The organism is Planctomycetota bacterium (assembly GCA_035384565.1).
Taxonomy (GTDB): Bacteria; Planctomycetota; PUPC01; order DSUN01; family DSUN01; genus DAOOIT01.
The window spans coordinates 50274-62029 of the sequence record DAOOIT010000008.1 but is presented as its reverse complement, the minus strand read 5'-3'; the positions used below and the strand labels follow the sequence as shown (position 1 = coordinate 62029).

Below are 11756 nucleotides of genomic sequence, written 5' to 3'. Positions count from 1 at the left end.
CCCGTCACTCGAGCCTGTGCACCCGCACCTCATCGAACCAGGCGACATCGTCGCTCGCCGCCTGGTCGGCAATGCCCAACAACACGAGCAGGCGCCCCACGCCTTCAGGCACCTCCACTACGCCGAGCATCTCGCCCCAGCGGTCCCGCGGCGCCTCGCAGGGGATGAGCACATCCAGGGCCTCCGCCGTCCATCTGCCCTCGGCCGTTTGCCACCGCACGCGAAGCCAGGCCTCGCCCTGGCCCTGGAGGCGGCAGAGGGCGCCCACCGCGTAGCGTTCGCCCGGCCTCACGGCACAGGCCTGGAGGAAACAGCCGTTGGCCACGCCGGCCGCCCTGGCCGAGCCTTTGCCCACCCCGCGGTCCCAGGTGAACGTGCCCTTCGACCCCTCGTGTTGCCAGGCGCTCCAGCCGGCGGGGGGGCGGCCTTCCTTCCATTCGACCTGTGCGCCCTCGAACGACAGAGCCCTTTCGGCGGCGAAGTCGGCGTTACGGGCCAGGTTCGCCAGCTTGCCCGCGGCTTGGAGCTCGGCCATCTGGGTGCGGGCGTAGTCGAGCGGGTCGCGTGCGAAGCGCAGGGCGGCCTCGCAGCCGGGCAGGGCCTCGGGCCAGGTTTCCTCCTTCACGCGCTGGTTCGGCGTGGGCCACCAGCGGAACTGCTCGCCGTAGACCCACACGTATTCGTCGGCCACGCGCAGCGCGGTGCGGGCGTTGGCGCGCAGCCGGTCCACGCGCGAGCCGCCCAGGCCGTCCACGTGCCACGGCGAAGTGGGCGGGTTCCAATAGGCGTCGAGGTAGAGGCCGAAGCCCGCCTGCACCTGGGCGCGATACTTCGCGCGGTTCTCGGGCGAGACGAGTTCCTGGCAGGCGCCTTTGATGAGCAGCGCCGCCTCGAGGTACTGGCCCACGCTGTTGTAGAGGTAGGCCATCTCGCAGCCGTCCACGAACGTCACCGTGGGCGGCGCCGCGTCCAGCCAGCCGTCCACGAAGGCCGGCAGCAGGCCGTAGCCATGGCTGGCCAGCAGGCGGTTGGGGTTGGCGCGGCCCGTGGCCGTCGAGGCGACGACGTTCATGAAGTAGCAGAAGAGCACGGCGTCGGGGAACTCCGCTGCGACGGCGGCCATCACCTGGCGGCCGCGCTCGCGGGCCTTGGCGGCATAGGCATCGAACGAGCGCCCGCCGCGGCCGGGTTGGGCCGTGTAGCTAAACTGATTATGCGGCGGCGTGTAGGGCTCGGGGTCGAAGAGCAACCCCCTAAGCCCGCCTTGCTTCGCCAGCCAGGCGGCGATGCGCCAGTGCTCCGCCACGTGAGCCCAGCCGGCGTCGTCGAACCAGTCCACGTTGCCCGGGTTGGCGCCCAGGATGAGAAAGTTGTCGGTGAAACGGGAGAACTTGCAGGCCTTCAGGTGGGCGAGGCAGGGCTGGAACCAGTCGCGCTGCCACGGCTCCTTGGCGAACGCCGCGCGGAGCGGGACACGCCGTGTCGCGTCCGCATACCCCACGGCGGCCACGACCACGCCGTCGAAGGGGCGTTTCTCCATCTCGGCCAGGTGGCGCACGAGGCGCTCCGTGTCGGGCTGGTCCCAGCCTGTGGCGATGAGTTTCTTCGGGCGGCGCGCATCGCCGGCCGCCCCATAGGAGGGCAGGGCGGCGAGGGCGACCACGAGAGCGTTCCACAGGGAGCGGCATCCCATCGGAATCTCCTGCACGTGGTGGGGCATTCCGAGCGCCGAGGATACGAGGCGCCCGCGCCTGCGTCAAGCCCTGTGGCACCGCGATGCGGCGCCTGCTAGAATCGAGGCGCGGGGAAATTGACTGGAACGCGCGGAAGAGGCTGCTATAATGTCGGAGGAGCAGAGCCAGGGTGCGGCCACGGCAGGATGGGCCTATCGGCTGATGGCCGACTGGCGCCTCCAATTGCTGCTCGGGGCCGTGGCCCTGGGGCTGGCGGTGGCGCTCGGAATGGCGTTGGGCTGGCCAGCGCCGCGCAAGAGTGCGGGGGCGCCTACGCCCGACTCGATGCCCCAGTCGCACCCGATCAGCGACTCGTGGCGCGCGATGGCCGGGGCGGACGTGGCGGCGTACCTGCGCTGCTTCACGGGCGAGGCCCTGGCGGCCCGCGAGGCGCACCTCGCGCGGCTCGGCCCCGAGGGGTTCCGCAAGCAGCTCCGGGCCGAGGCCGAAGCAGCGCTTGGCATCGAATGGCAGGCCCCGCAGCCGGCGCCCGAAGGCGGGCTGCGATTCCCGGTGGTTGTTGCCCACGAGGGCGATGAGGAGCTTTTCGACTACTGGGTCGTGAAGGTCGGTGCCGTGTGGAAGATACGGGCGGTGGAGCCGCGCGGCCGGCGGGCCGGCGCTCCGCCTCGGTCGGACAGGCTCGGGCCGCCCGCAACGCAAGGAGACCAGAAATGAGCCGGAAGGTGTGGCCTCCCATCGGTCTTGGCCTCGTGACGGCGCTTCTGCTGGCCGCGTCTGCTTCGGCCATCGAGGAGGGCACGCCGCCGGGGGCGGGCCATCCCGGCGAGGCCGCCACCAGCGCAGAAACGCCGCGGCTCCCGGGGATGGGCCCGCTATCTCGGCTCACCCGCGGCGTGTGCAACATCGTGATCTCACCCCTGGAAATCCCTGCCACCATGCTGCGCGTGGCGGGAGAGCACAACGCGATCTATGGCATCTTCGCCGGCGGCGCCGAGGGGCTGGGCAATGGCATCGTGCGTCTGGGGGCCGGCGCGCTCGAGGTCGTGACGTTCCCCCTGCCCAGCGACGTCCTCCCGATCTACAACAAGAAGCTGGGTGAGCGCGCCTTGCCGCCGCTGCGTCCCCCGTCGGATATCACGCGGCCCTGACGGCGCCCGCCGACGCCGTCAACGAAAATTCCGGCAGATTTGACTGGAACTTTGGCGCGCGGCTGCTATAATGTTAGCGTTCTTGGCGATTTGCTGTCGCCATGTGCCTCTGGGCGGCCCGAGAGGCAAGGAGACGAGCTATGGGTACGAGAACCCGCTGGCTTCTCGCGCTGGGCGTTCTCGCGGTGATCGCCGCCGCGGGCCCTGCGTCCCGCGCGGAAGCTGCCGCGTGCACGGGGTGACCCATCGCCGATAGCATGCTGGACAGGGGTTCCAGCTCCACCGGCGATAGTCCTCTGACACGCTTTGCCGGCGGCCTATGGAAGGTGGCCTCCGCGCCCCTCCAGTTGCCGGTGACTGTGCTCCAGACGTCGTTCCAGCGGAACATCGTGTACGGGACCACAATCGGCACCGTCCAAGGCGTCGGGCGCGGCGTGGGCAACGTGGTGACCGGCACCGTGCAGGTCTTCTCGGCCGTCATCCCTCCGAATCCGCTGGACCTGGTCCAGCGGAAGCTGGACTACATGACCGGTAAAGTAACGCCTGCCCCCGTGTCGTCCCTGAGCGGCCTGCTAGGGGGATCTCCTACCAGTTCAGGTTACTATGGCCGGTGAGGGCGTTGATCCCGCCGTATTCATGAGCCGCGCCCTTGAGCTTGCCGAGCGCGGGCGCGGGCGCGTGGAACCCAACCCGATGGTCGGTGCGGTGGTGGTGCGCAACGGCCGCATCGTGGGCGAGGGGTTCCACGAGCGCTTCGGCGCCCCCCATGCGGAACCCAACGCGATCGCCGCCGCAGGCGACGCCTGCCGCGGTGCCACCCTGTACGTCTCTCTCGAGCCCTGCACCCATTACGGCAAGACGCCGCCCTGCGTGCCCGCCATCGTGGCTGCCGGCTTCTCCCGCGTGGTGGCGGCCATGGTGGACCCCGACCCGCGCAACCAGGGGCGCGGCCTCGAGCAGCTCCGCCAGGCCGGCATCGAGGTCGAGGTCGGTTTGCTGGAGGCAGCAGCCCAGCGCCTCAACGCTCCCTTCGTGAAGCTCACCACGCGCGGCCTCCCCTACGTCACCGCCAAGTGGGCGATGAGCCTCGACGGCAAGACGGCCACCCGCCTCGGCGACTCGCGCTGGATCTCCTCCGCGCCGGCGCGGGAACTCGTCCATACCCTGCGCGGCCAGGCCGACGCCGTTCTGATCGGGGTGGGCACCGCACTGGCCGACGACCCGCTGCTCACGGCGCGCCCGCCCGGCGCGCGCGTGCCGGCTCGCATCGTCGCCGACGACCAGGCCCGCCTGCCGATCTATAGCCAACTTGTGCAGACCATCGGCGAGGCGCCGCTCATTGTGGCCACCACCGAGGCGGCGCCACGCGAGCGGCGCGCCGCCCTGGCGGCCAAGGGCGCGGAGATTCTCGTCCTCCCCGCCCAGCGCGGCGGCGTGAGCCTGCGCGCCCTGATGGCCGAGCTCGGCCTGCGCCGCATGACCCACGTGCTCCTGGAGGGGGGCGGCGAGCTGTGCGCCGCGGCACTCGCCGCCGGCGTGGTAGACAAGGTGCTCGCCTTCGTGGCCCCCAAGGTGATCGGCGGACGCGACGCCCGCACCCCAGTTGAGGGCGACGGCGTGGTCACCGTCGCACAGGCGCTCGAGGCTCGAGACTGGTCTGTGCGGCGTGTGGGCGATGACGCTCTGATCGAAGCCTGGCTCTGAGGGGCCGCTACTTGAGGCCCTTGAGCATCCTGGGGGGGCCGGGGCGGTCGGGCAGTTCCTCGCGCAGGGCCAGACCGAATCTGAAGATCTCCCTTCGGTGCTCCGGGTAGGCCGCGTCCAGTTGGCGGACGGCGGCCTGCACCTCGTCGGGCCGCGCGAAGTCAGCGAGCGCTGCCACGCGCATGAGGCCATAGACGAAGGCATGGTCGGGCCGCGCCTTCTCGGCCGCGGCCGCCGCCTCGAAGAGCATCACGGCATCCTTCGGCCGCCGGTCGAGGAAACAGCGCCGCGCCGCCTCGGCGCACAGCAGCGCCGCCAGGTCCGGATGCCACATCTTCGGCACCAGCCGGTGAAACGTCTCGGCCAACGGGTCCTCGGGCCGCAAGAGCACCCCCTCGCCGAAGCGCTGGAGCAGCAGACGTTTCAGCGGCGCGCCGCGCCGCAAATGGGCCACGTGGATCGCCAGCCCGACGGGATCCCGAAACTCGTCGCGACGAGGGTCCACGAACTGGACCTGCAACACCCTCTCCTCGGCGAATGCCACGTCGCCCTCGCGCTGCCGCAGGCGGAACAGCCCGCCCTCATACCGCAGGTCGTGGCCCGTGAGGAAATCGTCCGCCAGGCGCACGAGGATGTGCAGCCCTGCGAACGGAGCCGGGGACTCGGCTTCCGGCCTTTCGGGGGGCGGCTCCGCGAGCGTCGCGGCCAGCGCCAGAGTCATCAGCCAGGCAACGTGCACGAGCCCGTCTCCGCGGCCACTGTGACCGCAGCGGATTATATTCCGATGGCCCCCGGGCTTCAAGCCGCTTGATCTTTCGCTTGCCTTGCGATAGCGTAACAGCGGCACGAGCCTCAGGAGGCCCCACATGCCCTTTCTCCTCGGCATTGACCTGGGCACGCAGAGCGTCAAGAGCGCCATCCTCGACGACGAGGGACGCGTTCGTTCGGTCGCCCAGGCGGAGTACCCGATCCTCACGCCGCGTGTCGGCTGGGCCGAACAGGAACCGCAGGCCTGGTGGCGCGCCACGTGTCAGACCACGCAGGAGGCCATCGCCCGCGCCGGTGTTGCCGCGGCCGAGATCGCCGGCGTGGGCCTCTCGGGCCAGATGCACGGCACCGTATGCATTGACCGCGAAGGGCTCCCCATCCGCCCCGCGATCATCTGGGCCGACGGGCGCAGCGGCGCCGAAGTGGCGGAACTGGTGGCCGAGCTGGGACGCGAGCGCCTGGCCCGCCTCACGGGCAATCCCATCGCCACGGGCTTCATGGCCGCCACGGTTCGCTGGCTCCACCGTCACGAGCCCGAGACACTCGAGCGCGCGGCCGCCCTGTTGCTGCCCAAGGACTACATTCGCCTGCGCCTCACCCGCCACGTGGGCACCGACGTCACCGACGCCGCCAGCACGCTGCTCTTCGACGTGGCCGGGCGACGCTGGTCGCCCGAGATGGCCCAAGCCGTGGGCGTGAGCCTCGACCTGCTACCGCGCGTGTGCGAGTCACACGAGGTCTGCGGCACCGTGACGCGGCACGCCTCCCGCGACACGGGCATCCCCCTTCACGCGTGCGTGGTGGCGGGTGGGGGCGACCAGCCCGTGAGCGCCGTGGGCAACGGCGTGATCGAGCCGGGCACGCTCCTGGCCACCATCGGCACCGGCGGCCAGCTCTTCACCCCGCTGGCCCAGCCATCCCATGACCCCGAGCTTCGCACCCACACCTTCTGCCACGCGGCCCCGGGGCGTTGGTTCATCATGGGCGCCATGCTCAGCGCCGGGCTGTGCCTGCGGTGGCTGCGCGACCGCGTTTTCGGAGGCCTGGGCCTCGACTATGCGGCGTTCTCCGAGGCAGCCGCCCAGGCGGAGCCGGGGGCCGAAGGGCTGGTCTTCCTGCCGTACCTCCTGGGCGAGCGCACGCCGCACATGGACCCGCACGCCCGGGGCGTGTTCTTCGGGCTGGCGCTCCGCCACGAGCGCAGCCACCTCGTGCGCGCCGTGATGGAGGGCGTGGCCTTCGCCCTGCGCGACTCGCTCGAGATCTTCCGCTCCATCGGAATCTCGGCCCGGCAGATCATCGCGGCCGGCGGCGGCGCGCAGAGCCTCGTGTGGCAGCAAGTCCTGGCCGATGTCCTGGGCGCATCGCTCGCGCCCGTGCAGACGGCCGAGCCCGCGGCCTGCGGCGCCGCCATCCTGGCCGGGCTGGGCACGGGGGTCTTTCCCAGCCTTCAGGAGGCCACGGCCCGGATCGCCCGCGTGGGCCGCATGGTCGGCCCAATCGCCGAGAACGTGGCCCGCTACGACGAACGCTACGCCTTCTTCCGCTCCTTGTATCCGCTGCTGAGGGATGCCTTTCGGCAATCGCCCGTTGGGGGGCCGCCATGACAGGGGAGCTGTTCATCGGACTCGACGTGGGAACTCAGGGGGCGCGGGCCGTGGCCTGCGCCGCCGACGGCCGAGTGGCGGCCGAGGCCAGCGTGCCCTTCGCCCGCAGGCCGCGCGAGCCGAAGCCCGGCTGGCACGAGCAGCAGCCGGAGGACTGGTGGCGCGCCGCCGTCAAGTGCCTACAAGCCGTCTCGGCGCAGGCCAGCGCCGCCGGGTACGGGCGCGACGCCCTCGGGCGCATCGCGGTCAGCTCCACGTCGGGCACCGTGCTGCTGGCCGACGCCGCGGGCAAGCCGCTGCTACCCGCCATCATGTACAGCGACAGCCGGGCCGCCGACGAGGCCCAGGAGATCAACGAGACCGCCAGGGTCTACACCGAGAAGTTCGGCTCGCGCTTCTCGGCCAGCTTTGCGCTGCCCAAGATTCTCTGGCTCGCGCGCCACCGACCGGGCAAGTTCGCCGCAGCGGCCCGAATCTGCCATGCGGCCGATTTTCTGGTGGGCCGCCTGACCGGCCACTACGATGTCAGCGACACCTCGAATGTGCTCAAGACGGGCTACGACGTAGCCGACGGCCGGTGGCCCGCCTTCTTCGCCGACCTGGGGGTGCCGCTGGGCAAGCTGCCCCGTGTGGTGCGGCCCGGGGAGCCGATCGCGCGGCTGACCACCCAGGCCGCCGACAAGACCGGGCTATCGCGCCTGGCCATCGCCGTGGCGGGAGCAACCGATGGCACGGCCGGCTTCCTGGCCTCGGGCGCCTGCGACGTGGGCCAGTGGTGCTCGACCCTGGGCACCACGCTCGTGCTGCGCGGCGTCAGCCGCACCCTGCTGCGCGACCCCCTTGGGCGCGTCTACTCCCACGCACACCCCGAAGGGCATTGGCTGCCGGGCGCGGCCTCGAACGTCGGCGGCGAATGCCTCGAGGCGAGGTTCAAGGGCAGCCGACTCGCCGCTCTCGACGCGAAGGTGAGCGCTCACCTGCCGAACCCGCTCCTCCTCTATCCGCTCGCGCGACGCGGCGAGCGCTTCCCCTTCGTGGACCCCGACGCCCGGGGCTTCGTGCAGGGCAAGGCGCGCAGCAAGGCGGAGCTTTATGCCGCGCATCTCGAGGCCGTGGCCTTCGTCGAGCGATGGGGCTATGACATCCTGGCCGGGCTGGGTGCGCCGGTCTGCGACCCCCTCTTCGCCTCAGGGGGTGCCGTGGCGAGCGGCGTCTGGCTCCAACTCCGTGCCGACGTGCTCGGCCGCCCGTTGCGGGTCGCCGCGGATGCCCATTCGGCCAAGGGGGCGGCCCTTCTCGCGGCAGCCTCGGCGATGGGTTCCCTCAGTGAGGCGGTTCGGCGCATGGTCTGGTTCGAGCGGAGCTTCACGCCGCGGCCGGACTTGCGAGCGTACCTCGATGACAAGTACGGGCGCTTTCGGGCGGCCTGTGCCGCGCAGTATTCGGGGGCGGGCGCGTAGTGCCCGAGGCCGCGGTGCGGGCGTCCAGCCGGCGGGTGACGAGCGGGTCTATGGGGCGGAGGCTGCCGGGACGGGAGGCTCGTGCGGCGCTTCGCCCAGTTGCTCGCGCAGGAGCTTCACGGCGGCGTCGAGTTGCGGGTCTGGTAGCCTGGCTCCCGGCTCGAGGGTCTTGCGAAGTTTCTCGCGCTCGTCGGGAGGCAGGGGCTGGACGACGAGGTCGGGCTCCAGCCCGGTGCCCTCGATAGAGCGCCCCTTGGGGAGGATGTACTTGCCTGTGCTCAGGAGGATACCCGAGCCGTCGCCGAGGGGGAAGCGCTTGCTGACGGCCCCCTTGCCGTAGGTTCTGGTGCCGACGAGTTTCGCACGGCCGCGATCCTGGAGGCAGCCGGCGAGCACTTCGGCGGCGCTGGCGCTGAAGGCGTTCACCAGCACCACGAATGGCAGGTTCTCGGCCGTGCCGCCGGGGGTGGCGTGGTAGGTTCGGTTCTCGTCGGGGTTGCGGTTCTGGGTGGAAACGATGACGCCGTCGGCGAGGAAGAGGTCGGCGATGCGCACGGCCTCGTCGAGGAAGCCGCCGTCGTTGTTGCGCAGGTCGAAGACGAAGCCGCGTGCGCCCTTGGCGCGCAGGCCGGCCAGGCCGTCGGCCACCCTTTCGCTCGCGCCGTCGGGGAAGTCGCCCAGGCTCAGGTAGCCGATGGCGGGCTCGAGGAGGCGCGACTCGATGACCGGCCGCGTGACCTCGCCTCGCACCATCGTGACCTCGAACTCCTCGCCGTTCTTGGCCTTGGGCGCGTCCTTGAGGTCGGGCAGCTTGCGCGGCCTGCGGATGCCGAGGGTGACCTTGCTGCCCCTCTCCCCGCGGAGGATGTTGGAGGTGCGGTTGAGGTTCTTGACGGTGCTGAAGTCGCGCTTGACCGGCTCCCGGAGGCCGTTGGGGTCGTGCTCGATGGCGTAAAGGATGATGTCGCCCGCGCGCAGGCCGGCCCGGGCGGCGGGCGAGTCGTCGAAGACCTGGTTGATGACGAGCCTCTCGTCCTTTGTCAGACCGATGACAACGCCGAGGCCGGCATACTTGTCGGTCTCGTTCTCCTGAAGCCGGCGATGCACGGGCGGCGAGAGATAGGCGCTGTGGCGGTCCCGGAGGCCCTCGATCATTCCTTCGACGGCGCTGTGGACGAGCTCGGAGGCTGGGCGCGGCTCGACGTACTCCTCCAGGCATACGTCCAGCGCCCGGCCGAAGACGGCCAGGGCGCGATAGCGCCCCGAGACCCACGAACGGATCGGGCCCTGGAATGCATGGAGCGCGATCAGGAGGAGCAGCACGACGGTGAGGAAGGGCAGATGCTGCGGGGGGGGAGGGGAGGCAGGCGTCTTGCTTGGCTCGGCCATCGCGGCGAATCCCCTCGAACTCACGGAGCCACCAGGGCCTGGGCGGCGGGTACAGGAGAACTTGCGATGCAGCGCACCGTCCAGTCTTCGACCTGCGATCGGGCATCCGCAACCGGGAGCCCCTGCTCAACTCGCCAGCAGGGTGAGGAGCAGGTTCGCGCTCTGCCCTTTCTTGTCCTTCTCGATGATCTCCTCGAAGCCGTCGAGGGGCGTGAGGGATTCGAGGACGACGATGGCTTCGGCCCTGGTGATGCGGACCTCGGCATCGGTGCCGAGAAGCTTGCGCAGTGCGACCTGGACCGTGGCCTTGGCGAGCTGGGCTTCGAGCCTCTCGGCGGCCTTGGCATCGCGCGCGGCCAGGCGGATGGTGAGCTCGATGTTCCTGCCGGCGGCCGTCGCGGCGAAGAAGGCGGCCTGAAGCCCTTCGCCGGCCTCGGCGAGGAGGTCCTTGAGCTTCGAGGCGACGATCTTGGCCCCCGGCTTTTCGAGGCGGTAGAGGAAGGCTCGGCGCGCCAGCGCGGGCGAGAAGGCGGCGGCGAAGGCCGGGTCGTCGAGCGCCCGTCCCCGCACGCCGGCGCGGCCCTTCAGGAACCGCCGCACGCCCCACCGGTCGCCGAAGCAGACCACGCTCGAGCCGGCGGCGGCGAAGGCATAGTCCACGCCCTCCTGGTTGCAGAAGGCGTAGGTGTGGCCCTCGACCTCGGCCTGCTGGATGAGCAGGCGCACGGGGGCCTGGCGGTTGCGGTTGATCTCCTTCTCTCGCGCCTCGATGGCTTCCTCAAAGGAGTCGCGGAGGCGCTCGGGCCGGAAGCGCCCCAGGAGGATCGTGCTGTCGTCGGTGTCTATGATGGTAGCCACGTCGCGCTGGAGGCTGATGCCCAGCTTCTCCTCCTTGCTTTCGATGGCGGCCAGCAGGGGGTGGCTGGCCGCGGCGAGCATCTGGTAGAGCGGGCTGTTGAGGAAGCGGCGAACGTCCACCACCTGGGCGAGGGTCTGGCCCTTGGGCACGAGTTCGAGCGGGGCGCGCTGGGGCGACACCAGGAGGATGACCAGCACGATGAGCACCACGAGCGCGCCGCCCGCCCAGAGCGCGAGCTTCTGGTGGCGGGGGCTGAGCCCTGCCGCGGCGGGCCGCGCCTGTGGCCTTGGGGGGGACTGGAGCGGCGGCGGGCCGGCCTCGGCCTCGCTGGCGAAGTGCGCCGTGCGCTGTCGCTGCCCCGGAATGGCCACCAACGGCCCGGATCTGTGGCGGCATCTGCCCGGAGAAAGCATCCTCGCCTCCTGTGAGGTCCCCGCCTCACTCTCGCTGCGCGGCCGCGGTGGCGGTCAGCGAACGCCGCGAGCCAGGGCCACGCGCCCCGTACGGCAGAGCTCCTTGATGCCGAACGGCCGCACGAGGGCGACGAAAGCTTCGATCTTCTTCTCGGGGCCGGAGAGCTCGACCATGAGTTCCGTCGGGCTCACGTCCACCACCCTGCCGCGGAAGAGCGTGACCAGCTCGATGATCTCGCCGCGGCGGCCCGACGGGGCGTTGATCTTGATCAGCATCAGGTCGCGCTCGACGTAGTCGCGCCCGGAGAAGTCCTGCACCTTGAGCACGGTGATGACCTTGCGGAGCTGCTTGACGACCTGTTCGAGAATCTGCTCGTCACCTTCGACGACGATGGTCATGCGCGAGACGGCGGGGTCCTCGGTCTCCCCCACGGTCAGGCTGTCAATGTTGAAGCCGCGTCCGGCGAACAGGCCGGAAATATGTGCCAGCACGCCCGTCTCGTTCTGCACGAGCGCCGAGATGATGTGTTTCACGCTGAGCGTCTCCGTGGTGCAACTCGCCGCCTGCGCAGGGCCAAGGACCCAGCGCCTCGCTGGCGCAGGCCGGCTGTTGCGCGCCTGGCTCTGCACCATCACTATCCTAGCGCGAAGCCCTCCCCCTGTCAAAACACGTGAGAGGCTGCGTGTCCGCAGGCGCACGCCGTGCGCGCG

At 70.7% G+C, this 11756-nt stretch carries 11 protein-coding genes; 6 read left to right on the top strand and 5 right to left on the bottom strand.

Translation table 11 applies throughout. The features are described 5' to 3' along the window. Positions 1 to 4: 4 nt before the first annotated feature. Positions 5 to 1693, bottom strand: coding sequence for a hypothetical protein (locus PLE19_04720; GenBank protein HPD14226.1), 1689 nt, complete (start codon positions 1691 to 1693; stop codon positions 5 to 7). Positions 1694 to 1841: 148 nt separating this feature from the next. Between PLE19_04720 and PLE19_04715 the strand changes: the two genes are divergently transcribed. From PLE19_04715 to ribD, 4 genes are all read left to right on the top strand, one after another. Then, positions 1842 to 2411 (top strand): hypothetical protein, encoded by a 570-nt coding sequence (locus PLE19_04715; protein HPD14225.1) that lies wholly within the window; start codon positions 1842 to 1844, stop codon positions 2409 to 2411. Next, a complete protein-coding gene (locus tag PLE19_04710; protein HPD14224.1) occupies positions 2408 to 2845 on the top strand; it encodes an exosortase system-associated protein, TIGR04073 family in 438 nt (145 codons plus the stop codon). The genes PLE19_04715 and PLE19_04710 overlap by 4 nt, the downstream gene beginning before the upstream one ends. A 326-nt stretch (positions 2846 to 3171) precedes the next feature. Then, positions 3172 to 3459 (top strand): hypothetical protein, encoded by a 288-nt coding sequence (locus PLE19_04705; GenBank protein HPD14223.1) that lies wholly within the window; start codon positions 3172 to 3174, stop codon positions 3457 to 3459. A 22-nt stretch (positions 3460 to 3481) separates the two neighbouring features. Beyond that, the gene (ribD, locus tag PLE19_04700) at positions 3482 to 4549 is read left to right on the top strand and encodes a bifunctional diaminohydroxyphosphoribosylaminopyrimidine deaminase/5-amino-6-(5-phosphoribosylamino)uracil reductase RibD (protein ID HPD14222.1); all 1068 of its coding nucleotides are present in this window, start codon (positions 3482 to 3484) and stop codon (positions 4547 to 4549) included. Positions 4550 to 4556: 7 nt separating this feature from the next. On the opposite strand, the gene PLE19_04695 is transcribed toward ribD, so the two are convergent. Beyond that, positions 4557 to 5288 (bottom strand): hypothetical protein, encoded by a 732-nt coding sequence (locus PLE19_04695; protein HPD14221.1) that lies wholly within the window; start codon positions 5286 to 5288, stop codon positions 4557 to 4559. Between the two features lie 127 nt (positions 5289 to 5415). On the opposite strand from PLE19_04695, the gene xylB reads away from it, so the two are divergent. Both xylB and PLE19_04685 read left to right on the top strand, forming a co-directional pair. After that, positions 5416 to 6924: a xylulokinase gene (xylB, locus tag PLE19_04690; protein HPD14220.1), complete on the top strand. Its 1509-nt coding sequence runs from the start codon at positions 5416 to 5418 to the stop codon at positions 6922 to 6924. Then, positions 6921 to 8384 carry an FGGY-family carbohydrate kinase gene (locus PLE19_04685; GenBank protein HPD14219.1) on the top strand — a complete coding sequence of 488 codons (1464 nt, stop codon included), beginning with the start codon at positions 6921 to 6923 and terminating at the stop codon, positions 8382 to 8384. The genes xylB and PLE19_04685 overlap by 4 nt, the downstream gene beginning before the upstream one ends. Before the next feature lie 48 nt (positions 8385 to 8432). Here PLE19_04685 and PLE19_04680 read toward each other — a convergent pair whose 3' ends face one another. From PLE19_04680 to ilvN, 3 genes are all read right to left on the bottom strand, one after another. After that, positions 8433 to 9773, bottom strand: coding sequence for a S41 family peptidase (locus tag PLE19_04680; protein ID HPD14218.1), 1341 nt, complete (start codon positions 9771 to 9773; stop codon positions 8433 to 8435). A gap of 126 nt (positions 9774 to 9899) precedes the next feature. Further along, positions 9900 to 11003 carry a hypothetical protein gene (locus PLE19_04675; protein HPD14217.1) on the bottom strand — a complete coding sequence of 368 codons (1104 nt, stop codon included), beginning with the start codon at positions 11001 to 11003 and terminating at the stop codon, positions 9900 to 9902. A 96-nt stretch (positions 11004 to 11099) separates the two neighbouring features. Then, positions 11100 to 11579 carry an acetolactate synthase small subunit gene (gene ilvN / locus PLE19_04670; GenBank protein ID HPD14216.1) on the bottom strand — a complete coding sequence of 160 codons (480 nt, stop codon included), beginning with the start codon at positions 11577 to 11579 and terminating at the stop codon, positions 11100 to 11102. Positions 11580 to 11756: the final 177 nt, after the last annotated feature.